Genomic DNA, 19,137 nt, shown 5'->3' on the forward strand with positions numbered 1-19,137 from the left:
GACCAACGATGCCATCGACTCAAAACAAGGATTATTACGCCATTCTTGGCGTCAAGAAGGCGGCCACCGCGGATGAGATCCGCAAGGCCTTTCGCAAGCTTGCGCGCAAATACCACCCGGATGTGAACCCGGGCGACAAAAAGGCCGAGGAGAAGTTCAAGGAAATCTCCGAAGCCAACGACATCCTGAGCGACGAGAAGAAGCGCAAGATTTTCGACCAGTTCGGCTTCTACTCGGACCAGATCGACCCGGCTGCGGCCGAGGCTGCGGCACGCGGCGGTTACGGCCCTGGCGGCCCAGGCCGCGGCGGCGCGCAGGAAGTGCCATTCGACTTCGGAGGCTTCGATTTCTCCGGCTTCGAAAACGCGCAGCACGCCGGGGCAGCCGGCCAGCAGCCAGGAGGCTCGAGCTGGGGCGGGTTCAAGGATATTTTCTCCGGCATCTTCAACCAGGGCCAGGGGGGAAGAGCCCAGGAGGGTCCGCAGGGCGGCACTGACCTGGAGTATCAGGTGCAGGTCGACTTCTGGACGGCGATCCGCGGCGGCACGACGAAGCTGCAGGTACAGCGGCAGGAGATCTGCCCCACGTGTAAAGGCAAGGCTTCAACCGGCGGCGCACATACCTGCCCCGAATGCCATGGCTCCGGCCAGGTGACGCAGATGGGCGGTCGGATGAAGTTCAATATCCAATGCCCGCGCTGCGGCGGATCGGGCAAGGTACGCAATGCCTGCCATACCTGCCACGGTCAGGGCACGGTGACACGCACCGAGACGATCGAGTTCCGTATCAAGCCGGGAACCCGCGACGGCCAACGCATTCGCCTAGCCGGCAAGGGCAATGCGGGTGTGAACGGCGGAGCACCCGGCGATCTCTACCTGAACATTCGCGTGGGCACGAACCCGGTCTTCACACGGCAGGGCGACGATATCCACGTCACCGTACCGGTGACGGTTTCAGAGGCAGCTCTGGGGGCGAAGATCGAGGTGCCGACCATCGACGGCCGGGCCTTGCTGAAGGTCCCCCCGGGCACGCAGAGCGGCCAGAAATTACGCATGGCCGAGCGCGGCGTTCCCTCGGCCGCACACGCCGGCGTGCGCGGCAACCAGATTGTCACCATCGAGGTGACAGTCCCCAAGGTGCAGGATGAGCGCTCGAAGGAGATCCTGCGCGAGCTGGCCAAACTGAATCCGGAAGACCCGCGCGAAGCGATCTGGGCGAAGGTCTAAGCCAAACGCTGAGACAGCAACAACCGAGGGAGACAGCGGCAGACAATGACAGAGATGGCGGCACAGGATGAGATCGTACGCGACGACGCCAATGAACTTCTGAATGCCTCCGTCTCCTACGGCAAGCGGATGCTGCGCAAGTACGGAGAGTTCGGACCATTCGGCTTCCGATTAAATGAAGACGGCCAGGCGGTCATGGAGCCCATCGCACAGCATCAGATGCCTGCCGATGCTGCGTTGCTGCACGATCTGTTGCGCCAGCAGCTGACCGAGCGGGCACAGCGCGGCAAGCTGCCGGGCGCGGCCCTGGCCTCGAATGTGACCATGGCGCAGCCCTCGAGCGAGGGCTATTGTGATGCCATCATGGTAGAGATCGAGCACCGCAAGGGCTATGTGATCAAGGCGTTTGTCCCATATAAGATCACCGGAGGCCAGTTTTTTGGCTTCTTCCCCCGCGTGGTGCGATTCGGATCGATTCGGACGCAACCGGCGGTGGCCCAGCTCTTTACTTTCTGAGGAACTGCCATGCCGACAAAGCGAAAATCTAAAGGCGCCTATATGATCTCGGCCGTCGCCGAGATGTATGGCATTCATCCCCAGACGCTGCGGCTTTACGAGCGCGAAGGCCTGCTGAAGCCCTCACGCAGCGACGGCAATACACGCATGTACACAGATGAGGACCTGGAGCGCCTCGAGTTCATCCTTAACCTTGCGCGCGACCTGGGCGTGAATATTGCAGGCATTGCCATCATTCTCCAGATGCGTGAGCGCATGGAGGAGATGAACCGGCAGATGCAGGGATTTGTGGACTACGTGCGGTCGGAGATGGTGTCGCGGATGCAGGGGATGGGGCAGCCGGCGGCCTCAGCCATCGTGCCGCTGCGCCGTCCTGTGGTCGTCTCGCCTAAGCCAGCTACCCCCAAGCCAAAAGCACGCCGATAAGTCCCGTTTTTCGAAGCGATTACGATATCGTTAGCGCAACTTTCCCAGCGCTGCGCTAGTCTAATATGGTGCTCGGTACACGTAGTCTTTACAGATAACCCAGGCATCCTAGCCGCCCCATGATGAAACTTTTGCTTGGCCTCAGCCTTTTGGGCCTGCTGAGCTCCACAGTGTTCAGCATTCTGGTTTTTCGCGCCGCCGGACGTTTTGTGCGGCGCCGTCGCGATGCTCTTCGCGCTGATTCTCCATCCTTCTCTGCGCCGGTCTCACTTTTTAAGCCGCTTCACGGAGACGAGCCCCAGCTCGAGGCGCATCTCGAGAGCTTTTTCCGGCAGGATTATCCGAAATACGAGATTCTCTTCGGCGCCCGTGTCGCGACCGATCCCGGACTTGAAGCCGCACGCCGCGTCGCTGCCCGTTATCCGCATATTCCCGTGAAATATGTGCTCACCGGCGAACCGTGGCATATCAATGCCAAGGTCTGCACGCTGGAATTGATGGAGCGTGCCGCAGCCTATGACATCTTTATCGTCAGCGACAGCGATGTCCGCGTGACTCCGAATTACCTGCGCGAAGTTGCTGCTCCCTTCGCCGACTCAAAAGTCGGCGCCGTTACGTGCCTCTATCGTGGCGTCGGCAGCAATGGACTCTGGTCGAAGCTCGAAGGCGCGGGTATGTCCGTGGAGATGACGGCCGGAGTGCTCGTGGCCGACATGCTGGAAGGCACGCAGTTTACCCTTGGCCCCACCATGGCCGCACGCCGCAGCTGCGTTCAGGAGATGGGCGGCTTCGGCTCACTCGGTTCGTATTGCGCCGACGATTTTGTGCTGGGCAACCGGATTCACAATAACGGTCATACCGTGGTGCTCTCCACGCACATCATCGATCACATCGTACTGAACGAGGATTTCGTCGATTCCCAGAAGCACCAGATCCGCTGGATGAAGTCCACGCGCTTTTCACGGCCCAAGGGACACTTCGGCACCTGCCTCACCTTCAGCGTGCCGTTCGGCATTCTTGGCTTCGTCGCTGCACTCCTCGATCATCTGCCACATTTCGCATTTGGCCTGTTGGGCTTCAGTGTCCTTAGCCGTGCACTGCTGGCAGCTGTGATCAGCCGCAACGTTGTCCAGGAAAAGAACTGGCTCCAGACAGCCGCCCTCTTCCCTCTGCGTGATCTTCTTGGATTTTTCTACTGGGCCGCGAGCTATGCGGGCAGCACGATCGTCTGGAGAAATCAGAATTACATTTTGACTACCGATGGCCTCATGCTTCCCGCCGAAGCCGAGGACGACTCGAAGAGCGCTCCGGCGTTCACCTCCTGAGCGGGCCAACGCCCTGCTTCGCAACCGCCGATCCGGCAGGCTGATGGCCTGTCGTTGACCTTGGCAAGCACGGATTTACACATGTATCGGAAACAGAAAACCCGCGGCGTGTCTTTTCTCTGCCTCGCCGCTTCCCTGCACGTCCAACCTGCCGCGAGTGCCACCCGATGAGCACCGGCAGAACTGCAGTCATCATCGGAGCCGGGCCCGCCGGGCTCACCGCAGCGCTCGAGTTCCTTCGCCGCAGCGACATTCGCCCCATCGTGCTTGAGGCCAGCCATCGTATCGGCGGCATCTCCTGCACGATCGAATACAAGGGCAACCGCATGGATATTGGCGGACACCGCTTCTTCTCGAAGGTGGACCGCGTGATGGACTGGTGGACCGAACTGATGCCGATCGTCTCGGACGAGAGCGGTGACGGCGCACACACGGTCAGCTACCAGAATCGCACCAGCACCGTAAATGCCCGCACAGCCAGCGAGGACGAAGAGCTGGTCATGCTTGTGCGTCCGCGCAAGAGCCGCATTTATTTCCTCCGCGGCTTCTTCGATTACCCGATCACCCTGAGCGCAGGCACACTGGCGCGGCTCGGACCAGTGCGCACCATCAAGATCGGTATCAGCTATCTGCTGGCGCGCATATTTCCGCGCAAGGAAGAGAAAACGCTCGAAGACTTCCTGATCAACCGCTTCGGCAAAGAGCTCTACAAGACCTTCTTCCAGTCCTACACCGAGAAGGTATGGGGCGTGCCATGCGACCAGATCAGCGCGGCCTGGGGCGCACAGCGCATCAAGGGACTCTCGCTTCGCACGGCTGTCATGCACTTCCTCAAGAAGGCCTTCAGCCGCAAAAAGAAGTCGAGCGATATCGCGCAGAAAGACACCGAGACATCGCTGATCGAGAAATTTCTCTATCCCAAGCTTGGACCTGGCCAGTTGTGGGAGCACGTCGCGGATGAGGTCGTCCGCATGGGGGGCGAGGTACGCATGAACACTCGCGCCGAGCGGCTCTTCACCGATGGCAACCGCGTGACCTCCGTCGAGGTTCGCTATGAAAGCGGTGAGACCGAGATCATTCGCGCCGACTTCGTCTTCTCGACCATGCCGATCCGCGAGCTGATTCACTGCCTGGACGCGCCGATCCCGGCGAATGTGAAAGAAGTGGCCGAAGGGCTCATCTATCGTGACTTCATCACCGTGGGCCTGCTGGTGAACAAGTTAACTGTCACTGAGCCGGATGGATCACCACTCAAGGACACCTGGATCTATATCCAGGAGCCGGATGTGACGGTAGGAAGGCTCCAGATCTTCAATAACTGGAGCCCATACATGGTCGCCGATCCGACAAAGGTCTGGATCGGGCTCGAGTATTTCTGCTACGACACCGATCCGATGTGGCATATGCAAAACGATGAGATCGCGCGTTTCGCAATCGCCGAAGTGGAGAAGATCGGCATCCTGAAGACTGGGGATGTACTTGACGCGCATGTCGTGCGTGTTCCGAAGACCTATCCCGCATACTTCGGAACCTATGATCGGTTCGAAGAGATTATCGAATACACTTCGAAATTCGAGAATCTCTTCCTGGTAGGCCGCAACGGCATGCATAAGTACAACAACCAGGATCACTCCATGCTGACGGCGATGACTGCCGTGGATAACATCACCGCAGGGAATTTCGATAAAGACCCGCTATGGAAGATCAACACCGAGCAGGAGTATCACGAGGAGAAGAACGGCTCAGAGAAGCAGTAACCCCTGCGTCTCTTCCCTGCTTCAGAAAAGCCTGCGCTCACGCGCAGGCTTTTCTCTTAGATGGAAACGAGATCACTCCCACTGCGAGGCATGCCGGCGTAGCCACCAGCATGGTGTAACGCCATGCGGAAAGATTGCTCTGGCGCACTGTGTTGGCTGCGTCCCCATATAGTCATACTCGGCCTTGTTGCCCTTGAGGGGCGTGGCGAGGAATTGCTTGACGTCGACAGAATCATAACCGCGGCCGCGTGCGGACTGAAGATGGAACACAGCAAAGTCGACGATGTAGGCCCCAATGAAAGCCACCACCAGCACTCGCACAGCCAGCCACAGCAGCTTCTTCATCGCGCCTCCGCGAAATGAGATAAGAACCAACCCTTTAGCTAGTGCGCACGGACCGGCAGATGCGCGAGCACGTCTTCGGGCTCAGGCCGCACGCGATAGTCGGCATGCGCTTCGGCATAGAGCACGGTGCCATCCATATCGATAACATAGGTTGCGGGCAGCGGCAGACGCCAGCTCTCTTCCCCATTCACGAAGGGGATGTTCACCAGGACGCTGCGGTAATACTGACGCTGAAAGTCCGGAACGGTATAGGCAATACCAAACTGCTCAGCCACACGACACTCCTCATCCCGCAAGAGCGGGAAAGGAATGTTGTGCTGACCCTGCGTGAAATCGCTCTGCCGCGTCGTTTGCGGAGAAATCGCAACCAGCAAACCACCGCGCTCGCGCACAATGGGATAAAGATCGCGCCACACTTCGAGCTCCGTGACACAGTATGGGCACCAGCGTCCACGAAAGAAGTTGACGACCAAGGGACCAAGTGCAAGCAGGTCCGAGGAATTTACGCGGCGGCCATTGGCATCAGGCAGTGCAAACTCGGGGATCTTGGCACCCACGCCGAGAATCTTCTGCTCGATCCCGGTAGCAAACAGCTCTTCTACGGCACGCTCACCGATGGCCAGCCGCTCCGGCTGCACAAGAGTACGCGTATTGGCAGTGATTTCGTCGAGCTGGTCCTGAAGATGGGGCATTTCGGCTACCTGCCCATTCCGCCACGCATGCCACCGAGCATGCCCATAGCGCGGCGCTGCAGCATGCCGCCCTTGCCCACGTTCTTGAACATCTTGCGCATCTGCGCATACTGGCGGAGAAGCTGGTTCACCTCCTGTACGGAAGTACCCGAACCGGCGGCGATGCGCTTACGGCGGCTGCCGGAGATGATCTCGTGGTTGTTGCGCTCGTGCTGCGTCATGGAGTTGATAATGGCCTCCACGCGCGTGAACTGCTTTTCATCGACCTGATCGGCCATCTGCTGCATGCCGGCGAATGGGCCGACGGAGGGCAGCATCTTCATGATGCTCTGCAATGAACCGAGCTTGCGGATCTGCCGCAACTGGTCGCGGAAGTCTTCCAGCGAGAAGCCATCGCCGCTCAGCGCCTTCTTCGCGAACTCTTCGGACTTCTTCTTATCGAGCGTGGCTTCGGCCTTCTCGATGAGCGTCATGATGTCGCCCATTCCGAGGATGCGGCTCACGATACGATCGGGATGGAAGGGCTCGAAAGCATCCGGCTTTTCACCCAGGCCGATGAACTTCACCGGCTGTCCGGTGACATGGCGGATAGAAAGCGCAGCACCACCGCGCGCATCGCCATCCATCTTGGTGAGCACTACGCCGGTAAGCGCGAGGCGCTTGTGGAACTCTTCGGCCGAACGCACTGCGTCCTGGCCGGTCATGGCGTCGGCGACAAAGAGGATCTCCTGCGGAGCGAGCAGCGACTTGAGCATCGACATCTCGTCCATCAGATCGGTATCGATGTGCAGACGGCCTGCAGTATCGACGATGAGCGTGTCGCAGCCGCTGATGACAGCCTCGCGGCGCGCTTCCTTGGCAAGGCGCTCAACAAGCGGCGTGCCAGCCTCTTCGCCCTTGGTATCGCCTTCGTAGATCTTGGCCTTGATCGAGTTCGCAACCACCTTGAGCTGCTCACGCGCGGCCGGACGATAGACGTCGACCGAGACGAGCATGGGGCGATGACCGCCCTTCTGCAGCCACGCAGCGAGCTTGCCGGAGGTGGTCGTTTTACCGGAACCCTGCAAGCCGGCCATGAGGATGACCGTTGGCGGACGCGAGGAGAACTGGAAACGCGCGGTGTCCTTGCCGAGCAAAGCGACCAGTTCGTCACGAACGATCTTGATGACCTGCTCGGTGGGTGAAAGCGCGGTCATGACTTCCTGGCCGACAGCCTTGGCGCGAATGTGCTCGATCAGTTCCTTGACGACGTTCAGGTTGACGTCGGCTTCGAGCAGGGCGACGCGAATTTCGCGCAGCGCCTCCTGGATGTTTTCTTCGGTGATGGTGCCCTGGCCGCGCAGGTTTTTGAATGCGCGCTGCAGCTTCTCAGAAAGATTCTCAAACATGGCTCATCTAGCAGTTTATCAGTGCAATGGCAGCTGGGAATTCTGGAGCAGAGTTCCGCCAATTTGAGGCCTCAGGTGTGGAAAAAGAGGGACATTCCAGTGCAACGCTCATCAGCCGAAGAAGCAAGCCCTCTTCGCGAAAACCCCTATCGATACTGGAGAAAACATCATTTATTGAAATCTCCGCAAGAACGCATAGCGAGCTGCGATGAGGCAGTTTGACCAGAGTACCCCCAATTGTTACTATCAAGTTGCGGGGTGGAGCAGTCCGGTAGCTCGTTGGGCTCATAACCCAAAGGTCGCAGGTTCAAATCCTGCCCCCGCAACCAAATAAAGATGCAATAGGGTCAGAAGCTTAAGAGGTTAAAGTTCTTAGACCATTAATTCGTTAATAGCACTTGATGGTTCAAGGTGGCCACTTGCCTGCCAGCTTCACACTCATTCTGCCGAGTGTATTTCTATTTCTCTACAGATTTCAAAACAGATTCCTCAGCCCAATCAGACGCTTTGAGGCTCCTGTCCCATTCCCGTATGCATCCAGCGTGAACGAGCCAGTGAACGCATGGCCTAACCACTCCTAAATGGTCTGCCTTGAACCCCGTAGGATATCTAGCAACGAGATATCGAAATGCCTGCAGGCATAGAAGTCAGCCCCATAGATTTCAAGGGACCACAGGAGTGGTCGCGTCTCGCATTCACAGTAAAACTCCATATCCCTCGGCATTCCCATCTGCGAAGTAAATACGTATTCATGATCTTTGGCAGGTCCACTTTGCGACCGACTCGCACAGCAACGACCAATTGCGGTAATGGCGCCAGAGTCTGAACCGTATTATCTGTCTTTAGAGTCTGTTCCTAACCAAGCCGAATGGACTGATTGATTGAGGGTCAGACTTTCCCTGTCGATACCAGCCAGCCCTGCAAGTTCGCCGCACGCAGCCCGGTTTCAGCTTCAGGCCTCTAATCTGACTGGCTAAATTCGCATCCGCTTGAGCAATAAAGACTAAATACAGTGCGCGGCACACGGCGGAGCGAGTCGAGAACCTGTTGCGTCAGATTAAAGTAGCGATCGCGAGTGGGAAAACGAGGGTACAGGCGCGCAAGGAGTCATCGATCATAGAGCAGACATATTACCGCCGGCGCCGTGAGGAGCTTGGAGATATACATGCGAAGCGCTTGTAGTGCACGTGGAGAGAAGATGGTCGAGTGTTAAAGGTAATCGCATCCCTGTCCAAAACGATAGTAAGAAAGGCTTGCCGGAACATCTTCACTTGGCAGCGGACCAGAATTCGTCACGCACGACCTGCACAAATGGCTTGCTAAGGCTGGAGTGAAAACAATGTATTTCGAACTCAACTCTCCGTTGGAGAATGGTTGCTGCAAGAGCCTCAACGCCAAGGCACACGATGAGTTCATAAATGGGTATCTTCTACTACTTGCCCAAAGAGCTGCGCGTGTTGGCTGAACGCTGGCACAAACGTGCAACACATTATCATTGGGCTATAGGCGGTCGGCACTAGGAACATGGCTATGCCCGCTGGGCAGCCGAGGGGAGGTAGTCGCTTCTCCAGCCTCCATTAATCGATACGCTACATGAGCAATCTCTCTGGCACAAAACATCGGGGAAGTCACAAGTAGAGCCGACACTGAATTTGAACCTGTGGTTGACCCTGTATTTGGCTTAAGGCGAAGGAAGAGAATAAGCGCTTTCCGCTCTCAGGAATGAGCCATATTGGGCATTTACCTATTCCGCCTGTACCCTGTACCACGAAACAACATTTTATCGTCTAAGCAATGAGATATGCTGTGAACGGCTATTTAAGGTAGGGACACGATACCGATTTCAGGACAATGGGAGCCTAAAGACAGCCACGTGAAACAATCTGAAGATTATCAAATCCTGTCGACGGCCACCCAATACCGTGAAGAGCGAGATGTATCCTTGATCGATGTCCTCATAGTGATAGCGCGACGCAAGCGGCTCATCTTGGGTACTGCTTTTGCGGCTGCTTCGGTGGGCACCGTAATTGCTTTGCTCCTGCCTAATCAATATACCGCTGAGACATTGCTACTGCCTCCCAGCCAGAACTCCTCAATGGCAACGACTCTGACCAACCAGGTTGGAGCTTCTTCGCTGGCCTCACTTGCCGGCGGCTCACTAAGCCTGAAAAATCCGGGAGAATTGTATGTTTCCCTACTGCATACTCGCACCGTCGAAGATGCGGTAATCCAGCAATTCGGATTGATGGCCCGGTATAAAGTAAAGCACGAGGTCGATGCGCGAAAGGTGCTGGAGAGCCATGCCGTAATTTCGCTGGGCGTGAAGGATGGGTTGATACGTATTGCAGTGACCGATCGCGACCCCAAGATCGCAGCGACTATCGCAAATGGATATGTGGCAGAGTTCAGGAACCTATCAGCCAATCTTGCCATTACAGAAGCAGCACAAAGACGCAAATTTTTCCAGCAGCAGTTCGAGGATGCAAAAAACAACCTGGCAAATGCGGAGGTTGCGCTCAAGAATACAGAGCAGTCTACCGGCATATTGCAGGTTGATAGTCAAGCGAAGGCATTGATTGAGTCAGCTGCTGCTTTGCGAGCTCAGATCACAGCTAAACAAGTGCAGCTTCAGGGTTTGCGCGCATATGGGACAGAGAACAATCCTGCGGTGATTACAGCCACGAACGAATTAGAGGCACTGCAGGAGCAACTCGCTAAACTGGGCGGCTCTCAAGCAGATGCAGGTGGTGGCTTGATCATTCCCCAGGGGAAAGTTCCTCAGGCGGGAATGGAATACATTCGCAAATATCGGGATGTCAAATACTATGAAACCATCTTCGAACTACTTGCCCGACAGCTTGAAGTTGCGAAGCTTGACGAGGCACGTGAAGGCGCGCTGATTCAAGTAGCCGACTCTGCAGTTCCACCGGACAAGAAGTCTGCACCATCCCGCTCCATGATCGTTGTTCTGACTTTCCTGGCCGGCGCAATCATCAGCTCACTGTTTGCGCTTGTGCAGGCAGCTATACATTCAGCAAATGCCACGCGACGGATGCAACTGGATTTGTTGTTCAATGCGCTAAGCCTCTCGAAACGCAAATAACTTTTTGAGTTAGAAATCGAGATCTTCCTCTTAGCTGGTATGCATAAATGAGTTCCATCCTCACAAATCGGCCATCGAGCCGCAGGCGCCTGCTTGAAAACATCTTCTCGCTCTACATGCTGCAAGGTTTGAACTATTTCATACCGATGGCCGTCTTGCCATACCTGATCCGCATGCTGGGCGTCGAGATGTACGGACTGGTCGCTTTCAGTCAGGCCTTTGCGCAGTACTTTGTCATCTTCACCGATTACGGATTTAACTTTTCCGCTACACGCTACATCGCAAAGCACAGAGATTCCTCACAGGACATCAGCGACATGTTCTGGCAAGTCTACATTTTAAAGTTCGGATTCCTTGTCGCAGGAATGTTCATCCTGGGCGCGTTGATTCTGATGGTGCCGCGATTACACCACGACTATCCTTACTTTTTGTGGGCATATTTGGCAGTACTGGGAAATGTCTTGTTCCCGCAATGGTATTTTCAGGGCATAGAAAAAATGAAATACATCTCTGCCTGTACAGGAATTGCCAAGATTCTCTCCGCGCTGGCGCTCTTTGTCTGGGTACGCCACCCGCAAGATGGCGTACTGGCAGTCATCTTCCAATCCGGTGGAGTATTAGTTGCCGGCGCGCTAGGCTTCGTAATCGCTTTGCACGAAATAGGTGGGTCATTTGTGCTGCCTGCGATATCATCCCTGCGCACGACACTAAGAGATGGCTGGCATCTGTTTGTTTCTTCGGCCGCCATCAGCCTTTACACAAACACAAATCTGGTCTTGGTCGGACTGATCGCTGGCAACATTCAGGCGGGATATTTCAGTGTGGCAGAAAAAATTGTGCGCGCCATGAGCGGCCTCATCTCGCCCGCTATGCAGGCGCTTTTCCCGCATGTCAACGCGCTTCTGGTGCAGTCTCACGAGCGAGCGCTCGAGATGTTGACAAAGCTCCTGCGTGGAGTGGCAGGCTTTACATTCCTGGCCTCTACCTTCTTGCTGCTCTTTGCAAGGCCACTTGCAACCCTGCTCTTCGGAAAGGGTACTGCCGAAGCAAGCATCGTAGTGATAAGGTTGATCGCATTTCTGCCCTTCTTGATCGGCGTTAGCAACGTGCTTGGGATACAAACTATGCTGCCTTTAGGTTTTGATCGCCCATTCAGCCGCATTTTGATCATTTCCGGACTGGTAAACCTTGCTTTCGGCATCCCCTTGATTCATTTTCTCGGAGCGAGGGGCGCCAGCATTTCGGTACTCCTCACAGAGGCCTACGTCACGTTGGCAATGGTACTTTTTTTGCAACGCAAGAATATTCATTTATTTCGTTCGGAGTTTGCTGGATGAAGCTTGATGTATTAGTTGTGGGAGCGGGATTTGCTGGCTGTGTCGTTGCAGAGCGCCTTGCTTCGTCCGGCAAATCCGTACTGGTCATTGATCGTCGCGAACATATTGCAGGCAATGCTTTCGACAAGCAAGATGCCGCAGGAGTCCTCGTCCATCAATATGGACCTCATATCTTCCATACGAATGCACCGCATATAGTCGAGTACCTTTCGCGCTTTACAGACTGGCGTCCGTATGAGCACCGAGTACTCTCATCCACGGATGGAAAGCTCTATCCCATGCCGATCAATCGCACAACCATCAACTCGCTTTATGGTCTTTCTCTCGACGAAGCCGGCATTGCTGCTTTCCTGAAAAGCGTCCGCGAAAAACGAGACCGAATCGAAAATAGCGAAGACTTAGTTTTGAGCAGTATAGGGCGCGATCTATGTGATCGCTTCTTCCGTAACTATACGCGCAAGCAATGGGGACTCGAGCTCTCGCAACTCAGCGCTACTGTTGCTGGTCGCATCCCGGTACGCACCAATGACGACGACCGATACTTCACGGATACCTTTCAGAAGATGCCTGCCGAGGGGTATACCAGCATGTTCCAGAATATGCTCAACCACCCCAACATCACGCTCGAACTAGGAACCAGCTTCCAACAAGTTGCAAGCCGCATGCAGGCAGCGGAGATTTACTATAGCGGCCAGATCGATGAATTTTACAATTTCCGTTTTGGTTTATTGCCCTATAGGTCCCTGCGTTTTGAGCACGAGCATCTTCCCGGTACGAAGTATTTTCAGCAGGTTGGAACGGTCAATTACCCGAATGATCACGACTTCACACGAATTACTGAGTTCAAGCATCTGACAGGTCAAAAGCATGCGGGGACATCGATTGTTCGAGAGTATCCGCAGAGCCAGGGTGATCCATATTATCCAATTCCTACGCCGGAGAACCAGGCGCGGTATGAGCAGTACAAGCAACTTGCCGCCGCGGATAAGCATGTACATTTCATAGGAAGGCTCGCAGAATACCGTTACTACAATATGGATCAAGTTGTAGCAGCTGCCTTGAATCTCATGAAAAACTCCCTACGATGAAGCGCCTCTGGCCCGACTAAGGTGAAGTAGTAAATGACAGAAATGCAACAGCACGCTCCCATTGCCTTCAAAGAGAAAACCAATTTGCTCGAGTGGGCGATTTCTCCTTATGGAGCCACGTTGCTTTCCTCCGTCATCTTCTTTAGTGCATGGCTTCTACCTCCGTCTATTTACTCCATCGGGCTTGATGAGCCCGATTATCTCTGGCTTGACCAGTCCAGCTTCTTTCTTTTTGCCTCTTGCGCGATAGCCTTTGTCCTCGGCGTACGCTTGGCTGACAAGAAAGTTCGCTTTCAGCGTCGCAGCCCCATACCCGCACATATTCCCCCTGTGCCATATATCCTGCCGCCGTTAGTTGCCACATTAGCTTTTGGGCTGGTAGGTGTTCTGCTGATACTCCGTGCGCAACCGCAGATTATTATCGCGCTATTGTCTGGGGCCGGTGAGAATATCAAGGGAGACTTGTTCGAGGTGGCGCTTCCAGCTGGTATTGCTGCGGCTGGTTCTGCAATGCTCGCAGTATTATACTGGGGAGTAAATGCCTATTCGGCCGTGCCGAAAGGTCGAAATAAGAAAATTATCGGCCGGATCCTGGCAGGATATATCTCCATCTCATTTGCAATTGCTTTCATAAAATTTTCTCGCAATGATTTGATGTCGTTAATCCTTGGGATTATGACGATCAGGATTGCGAATGGAATACGTTCAGGTCGCACGGATATTCGCGAAGTCAAGCTTGTAGCCAAGGCTCTGGCTACCATGGTGGCACTCTTCTTGATGATCTCTTTGTTAAGAGGAACCTCTTCAGATGAGCTTCTGGGGAACTTTTTCGGCTATACCATCTCAGGCTACAACCGGATGGCCGCAATCGTGCATCATCAAATTCCTTATCTTGACGCCGGGAACGGAGATCATTTGTTCAACGGCATTCTTCAGAATCGCACCATTAATAACCTGTTCCCTTTTCAGGCCATGTATAACCTTCCAGATCAGCTAGATGTATGGCTTAGTGATTTCACTGCTGTTCTGGGGGCAGGATTGATGTCGCAATATACGTTTGCCAGCTGTTTTGGCTTCATTTTCATTGATGCCGGTTGGTGGACCCCTGCTGTAGTGTTTTTTTGCGGGGTGTTCAGCGGTCACATGTGGAAACGCTTCAAGCAAAACAAGGGCATTGGCGTCGTTGTATACCCCATGATTTTTTTTACGATTCTGATGTGGTTTGGCACAAATACGTTGATCAGCATGAATACGATCATCTTTATCCTCACCACGGCTGCACTCCTTGCATACGAAAATCTCTTTAAGCTGCTCGCACTTGCCACTTCAGGTATCAGAAATGCAACCCCGCATGGAATCGCAAATCTGCCCCTACCACCGGATAGAATGTGACGGAAATAAACATGGAGTTTTATCATGGCAATTTCTATCCGCGAATTGGAAATGGAGTACCGCCCGATCGACATGTCGAATGGTCATTTTTACGGAAGCGTTTGAAGTAGATACTCATTTTTCGGCCAGATAACCAGTACGAGGGTTAAAGGATAGAATCAAGGTTTCATTTCGTGTTGAAGTATTTCGTTAATGAGAGCACATGGAAAAAACAATCGCTGCTGTCGTAGTAACTTATAACCGCAAGGTTCTGCTCGGGAGCTGCCTGAACGCGCTGCTGTCACAAACCAGACTCCCAAAGATGGTTTACGTGATTGACAACGCAAGCACGGATGGAACGAAGCAGTACATTAAGGAGCTTGGGTATCTCGAAAACCCTCGCATCCGCTATGTGCCATTAGCTCGAAATCTCGGCGGTGCAGGCGGCTTCCGAAGCGGCATGGAGATAGCTGTCCGCGATGGCTACGATTATTTGTGGATCATGGATGATGATGCAGAGCCCAAGCTAGACGCCTTGGAACGCATGATGCCATTTGTTGCGCGAGAGGATATCAGTGCGTTGGCAAATCTAAAAGTCGACTCCGATGGCGCCCCTCAGATTTATCACCTGGGAAACATAACTTGGAATCCATTTGTCGATCTCGTAAAGCCGCTCTCACCAACGGACTACGCAAACAAGCAATCGCTGGATATTCAGTTCTCTTCCTTCGTCGGATTACTGATTAGCAGGCGCGCTATCGAACTAAAGGGGCTGCCGCGCTCAGACTTTTATATTCATTGCGATGACTTTGAATATTGCGTCCGGCTTAATCATGTCGGCCAAATGTTGCTGATCCCTGATAGCGTAATCGTTCATAATTCTCCACGAGCGATCCCGGCCAGGAAGAGATTCCTAATGCTTACGGCAGCCCCAGACACCTTAAAGGCGAGTTGCTTCCGGTATTACGGTGAACGAAACAGCACATGGGTGGTAAAAACATATTCCCCGCTTGGTTGGCTTGGCGCCTTTCTTTGGGCGACCACGCGTATTGCTAGGCGAACAATAAAGGCAACGATCTTTGAGAGAGACCACTATTGGACTCGTTTGCATGTTCTCATCCGCGGTTTTACGGATGGGTTGATCAGTCATTTTGATAACTCATTCCCTACTCAAATAATAAATGCAAAGATGAATCCGGAAGGCCGGGAGTAGCGATGAAGGATCGCGACAATCCAGACAAGCCAGCACGGATTTTTGCAGTTATCGTTCTTTACAAAAAAACGATTGAAGACTGTGTAACGCTCCAAACCCTTTTGACCGCAATGCGGGAAGTTTCATCTGACGCTCTTTTTCTTAAAGTACTTCTTTTTGACAATACGCCCCAGGCCATTTCCCCAACTGAACTTCCTGGAAATGTGCAATACAAGGCCGCTTCGAAGAATGGCGGATTATCTGGGGCATATAACTTCGCCCTGTCTATTGCTGAGAGCGAAGGTTATGATTGGCTCATCACTCTCGACCAAGACTCTCATCTGCCGCAGAATTATCTCTCGCGCATGACAGAAGCTGCGCAATCCTTCGCCAGCAATACCAGTGTGGCTGCTGTCGTTCCTCAACTGGCGGATCGTGGGCTCCAGTTGTCTCCTTATACGCACGGTTTCCTGCGAGCATCTGCTATCCCAAGCAAATTCGTAGGCTTTATCCCCAGAGAGCTTCATGCTTATAATTCAGCAGCCATGCTGCGGGTAAGCATACTGATTGAGCTAGGAGGCTTTAGCTATCTGTTCTGGCTAGATGCTCTGGATGAATGGCTGTATTCGCAATTTTTCAGAATCAACAAACGGGTCTTCGTAGATGGTGAGATACAGATCGAGCATGAGCTTTCCATCCTCGATGTGAAGAACAGGGTCAATTATCCGCGTTATCAAAATTTTCTGCACGCGGAAGCAGCCTATATTGACATGTATAGAGGATTTTCTGCTTCATGGGTGCACAATCTGCGCTTAGTCGTGCGCTGGGTGCGCAATCGGCGGGCAGGCGTGGATATCTCGCTTCAAAATCTTCTTCTTGATTGCTTAAAGGACAGACTATTACACCCTAAAAAGCAACGCATTGCAAAATGGACAAATGATATGGAGAAATTTAATGCAGAACTCTATGCCCCTCCAGATCGTTAATCAGGATACACAAGAATTCTCGCGCCCGGCGGTTTCAGTATGCATGGCAAGTTATAACGGAGAAAAATTCATTGAAGCCCAGTTAAAGTCTATTTTGGATCAACTTTCGGATGCGGATGAAGTAATCGTAGTGGATGATGCGTCCACGGATTCCACTTGTGAGCGAGTGCTGGCATTTCGTGATGCGCGCATTCATCTTATCCAGCATCAGCAAAATACAGGCGTCGTACGCACATTTGAAGAGGCCATCCGTCTCGCTTCTAGGCCAATTATAATTTTGGCCGATCAAGATGATGTGTGGGCCCAGGATAAGGTGCAAACTGTGACCAGAAAATTCCTGGAAAATCCGAAACTCATGCTGGTAGCCCACGACGCCACATTGATTGATGAAAACGATCAGGTGCTTGGTCCCTCATTCCTCGCTCTCAGGGGTGGTTTCAGTTCGGGACTCTGGAGCAACCTTTGGAAAAACCGTTACGTTGGCTGCACGCTTGCCTTCCACTCAGAACTGCGTCGCGAAATTCTTCCTTTTCCGCACCAATATGACGTATTGCACGATATGTGGATAGGAGTTCGCTGTGCTTGGATCAAGACCCCGATAGAATACATTGATCGGCCACTGATCTTATATCGTCGGCATAGTGGGACCGCAACTGGCAGAAAGCAAAATAATCCATATAGAAAGAGCCGTCTTCGCATCGATTTGCTTGCGGCGCTTTTCAGCTTCTGTCGTCGCATCTAATCTCTCCTAGTCTTTAGGCCATAAGCTCTCAGCCTCAGTGCTAGATGATGGCGTATGGGAACAATTCCTTCGAAATAGAAAGCATAGAGGTCTTCAGCCAGATGCAGCCCGATCTGAGCTGATCATTGCTGTAGGTGCATATTGAAGAAGCTTGCGAGATTAGTCAAAGATGATAAGATTCGAGGCATGAAATTCAGCTTTGTAATTTTGACTTGGAATCGACATGCTTTTCTTGAAATTTGCCTTCGGGCCCTCACGGAAAGCCTCTCGAAGAGCCATAGTTACGAAATTTTGGTAATGAACAACAATTCCAGTGATAGAACTACCGAGGTTCTTGAACTTTATCAAGGACAAGACCGTTTTAGGATATTCAATGCTAAAAAAAATCTAGGACTCAATGCCTATAAGAAACTCTTTAAGGAGAGCCAGGGAGATATCATCGTCACGGTGGACGATGATATCTTGCAGTTCCCGAAAAACTTCGACTTAACTTTTCTCGAATACATGGAATTATTTCCAGATTATGGGTATTTCGCATTGAACGTAGTCCAAGATGAGCGCACAAACGGTGCTAAGCCGGGTCCCGAGCTTTATATAGACGAGACACGAAATGGCAAGACAATGCAGCTCGGCCCAGCAGGCGGATGGTGTTCATGCTTTCGACAGCGCGACTTTGCGAAAATTCGATTGAGATTCAAGCTGTTTCCGCTTAGCATGAAGCATCCTGAAGATGGATTTATCACTTGGAATTTTAAAAATAAATTAAAACTCAAGTGCGGGGTTATTAAAGATGCCATTTGCCTGCATGCTTGTGGCCCATTCTATGCAAAACAATATGACCACCTTGATCGTGAAATCGCAAAATATTCAAAAGTAGGCCTCAAGTCAATCGCCGCGCAATACGAGAAAATCAAACGACAATAGATATCAGCGTTATCCGATAAATTGATACTTATTGGCAATGCGTATAAATCTAAGAATGTTTTTACTGCTTGTCTACGCTTGGATATCTGTCAACCTAGCTTACCTTTTCGTATTAAAGCCCTCTCAGTGAAGGTTCTGCCCTAGAGAATCGAATTCCACATATATTCTTTTGCTCTGTATTAGCAAATCATGTGCACAAGTCGTACGCGCCAAGCCCTGGCTCGCTCTCCGAGCGAAGATACTCCTGCAAGTCTTTCATCACCATCGTATCGGGTCGGCGCTGCGATCATCTTCGCACTCGACCATCCTCTCTCTACACAGGCTAGAAGTGCTTCGCATGTGTGCTCGTCAATCAGCTTCACGACACTCACTGTTCTACCGTCATGCATCTGTGCGCTCACGAAGTCGTAGCTCTACACATTATTTGCACACACGAGCCTACGATCCATCATTGAATGACAGCCCTCCCCGTGACCTCTGCCTTTGCGGTACCTTTAGCCCTTCGCGACTCCAGATTCTCTCCTCCACCCGCCAACCAACGAAAATCTTGCTCTGGCTAAGAAATTCTATGCAGGCACAAAGATCAACATGGAGTTGCGCATGGAGTTCTTCAATGTCCTGAATCGCATGCAAGTCTGCGGACCAGACACCACAGTCACCGATGGGGCCGCGAACTTCGGCTACGTAGAACCTAACGGAAGCGGAGGAAGCAGTCCCTG

Annotated in this window: 16 protein-coding genes, 1 tRNA gene and 1 pseudogene; 15 read left to right on the top strand and 3 right to left on the bottom strand. The window is 53.0% G+C overall.

From position 1 onward, the window contains the following. Nucleotides 1-8: 8 nt before the first annotated feature. From ESZ00_RS14095 to ESZ00_RS14115, 5 genes are all read left to right on the top strand, one after another. Nucleotides 9-1,226, top strand: a complete 1,218-nt coding sequence (locus ESZ00_RS14095; protein WP_129208874.1) for a DnaJ C-terminal domain-containing protein — start codon at nucleotides 9-11, stop codon at nucleotides 1,224-1,226. A gap of 45 nt (nucleotides 1,227-1,271) precedes the next feature. Continuing rightward, the gene (locus ESZ00_RS14100; protein WP_129208875.1) at nucleotides 1,272-1,742 is read left to right on the top strand and encodes a hypothetical protein; all 471 of its coding nucleotides are present in this window, start codon (nucleotides 1,272-1,274) and stop codon (nucleotides 1,740-1,742) included. A gap of 9 nt (nucleotides 1,743-1,751) precedes the next feature. Beyond that, nucleotides 1,752-2,168: a MerR family transcriptional regulator gene (locus ESZ00_RS14105; protein ID WP_129208876.1), complete on the top strand. Its 417-nt coding sequence runs from the start codon at nucleotides 1,752-1,754 to the stop codon at nucleotides 2,166-2,168. Nucleotides 2,169-2,287: 119 nt separating this feature from the next. Further along, complete coding sequence (gene hpnI / locus ESZ00_RS14110) at nucleotides 2,288-3,493, top strand: bacteriohopanetetrol glucosamine biosynthesis glycosyltransferase HpnI (protein WP_129208877.1); 1,206 nt, start codon at nucleotides 2,288-2,290, stop codon at nucleotides 3,491-3,493. Between the two features lie 167 nt (nucleotides 3,494-3,660). Further along, nucleotides 3,661-5,250 (top strand): NAD(P)/FAD-dependent oxidoreductase, encoded by a 1,590-nt coding sequence (locus ESZ00_RS14115; protein WP_129208878.1) that lies wholly within the window; start codon nucleotides 3,661-3,663, stop codon nucleotides 5,248-5,250. A gap of 72 nt (nucleotides 5,251-5,322) precedes the next feature. On the opposite strand, the gene ESZ00_RS14120 is transcribed toward ESZ00_RS14115, so the two are convergent. From ESZ00_RS14120 to ffh, 3 genes are read right to left on the bottom strand one after another with little or no spacing between them, the layout of a single operon-like run. After that, entirely contained in the window at nucleotides 5,323-5,595 is a 273-nt protein-coding gene (locus ESZ00_RS14120; RefSeq protein WP_129208879.1) for a hypothetical protein, read from the bottom strand. Between the two features lie 38 nt (nucleotides 5,596-5,633). Beyond that, nucleotides 5,634-6,287, bottom strand: coding sequence for a peroxiredoxin-like family protein (locus ESZ00_RS14125; RefSeq protein ID WP_129208880.1), 654 nt, complete (start codon nucleotides 6,285-6,287; stop codon nucleotides 5,634-5,636). A 5-nt stretch (nucleotides 6,288-6,292) separates the two neighbouring features. Further along, nucleotides 6,293-7,675: a signal recognition particle protein gene (ffh, locus tag ESZ00_RS14130; RefSeq protein ID WP_129208881.1), complete on the bottom strand. Its 1,383-nt coding sequence runs from the start codon at nucleotides 7,673-7,675 to the stop codon at nucleotides 6,293-6,295. 252 nt (nucleotides 7,676-7,927) lie between these two features. On the opposite strand from ffh, the gene ESZ00_RS14135 reads away from it, so the two are divergent. The 10 genes and pseudogenes from ESZ00_RS14135 to ESZ00_RS20560 form a co-directional block, all read left to right on the top strand. Further along, nucleotides 7,928-8,004, top strand: a tRNA-Met gene (locus ESZ00_RS14135). 1,544 nt (nucleotides 8,005-9,548) lie between these two features. Continuing rightward, nucleotides 9,549-10,778 (top strand): GumC family protein, encoded by a 1,230-nt coding sequence (locus ESZ00_RS14140; RefSeq protein ID WP_129208882.1) that lies wholly within the window; start codon nucleotides 9,549-9,551, stop codon nucleotides 10,776-10,778. Between the two features lie 47 nt (nucleotides 10,779-10,825). Further along, entirely contained in the window at nucleotides 10,826-12,115 is a 1,290-nt protein-coding gene (locus ESZ00_RS14145; protein ID WP_129208883.1) for a flippase, read from the top strand. Continuing rightward, on the top strand, nucleotides 12,112-13,203 hold the full coding sequence (gene glf / locus ESZ00_RS14150) for a UDP-galactopyranose mutase (RefSeq protein WP_129208884.1): 1,092 nt from the start codon (nucleotides 12,112-12,114) through the stop codon (nucleotides 13,201-13,203). Before ESZ00_RS14145 ends, glf begins: the two co-directional genes overlap by 4 nt. Nucleotides 13,204-13,236: 33 nt before the next feature. Next, nucleotides 13,237-14,595, top strand: coding sequence for an O-antigen polymerase (locus ESZ00_RS14155; protein WP_129208885.1), 1,359 nt, complete (start codon nucleotides 13,237-13,239; stop codon nucleotides 14,593-14,595). Nucleotides 14,596-14,797: 202 nt separating this feature from the next. Further along, nucleotides 14,798-15,787, top strand: a complete 990-nt coding sequence (locus tag ESZ00_RS14160) for a glycosyltransferase family 2 protein (RefSeq protein WP_129208886.1) — start codon at nucleotides 14,798-14,800, stop codon at nucleotides 15,785-15,787. A 2-nt stretch (nucleotides 15,788-15,789) separates the two neighbouring features. Continuing rightward, nucleotides 15,790-16,752: a glycosyltransferase gene (locus ESZ00_RS14165; RefSeq protein ID WP_129208887.1), complete on the top strand. Its 963-nt coding sequence runs from the start codon at nucleotides 15,790-15,792 to the stop codon at nucleotides 16,750-16,752. Then, a complete protein-coding gene (locus ESZ00_RS14170) occupies nucleotides 16,733-17,494 on the top strand; it encodes a glycosyltransferase (RefSeq protein WP_164981520.1) in 762 nt (253 codons plus the stop codon). The genes ESZ00_RS14165 and ESZ00_RS14170 overlap by 20 nt, the downstream gene beginning before the upstream one ends. Before the next feature lie 141 nt (nucleotides 17,495-17,635). After that, entirely contained in the window at nucleotides 17,636-18,418 is a 783-nt protein-coding gene (locus tag ESZ00_RS14175; RefSeq protein ID WP_129208889.1) for a glycosyltransferase, read from the top strand. Between the two features lie 549 nt (nucleotides 18,419-18,967). Beyond that, a pseudogene (locus ESZ00_RS20560) lies at nucleotides 18,968-19,137 on the top strand (hypothetical protein); the annotation flags it as partial.

Origin of the sequence: Silvibacterium dinghuense, assembly GCF_004123295.1 — a bacterium.
Lineage (GTDB): Bacteria > Acidobacteriota > Terriglobia > Terriglobales > Acidobacteriaceae > Silvibacterium > Silvibacterium dinghuense.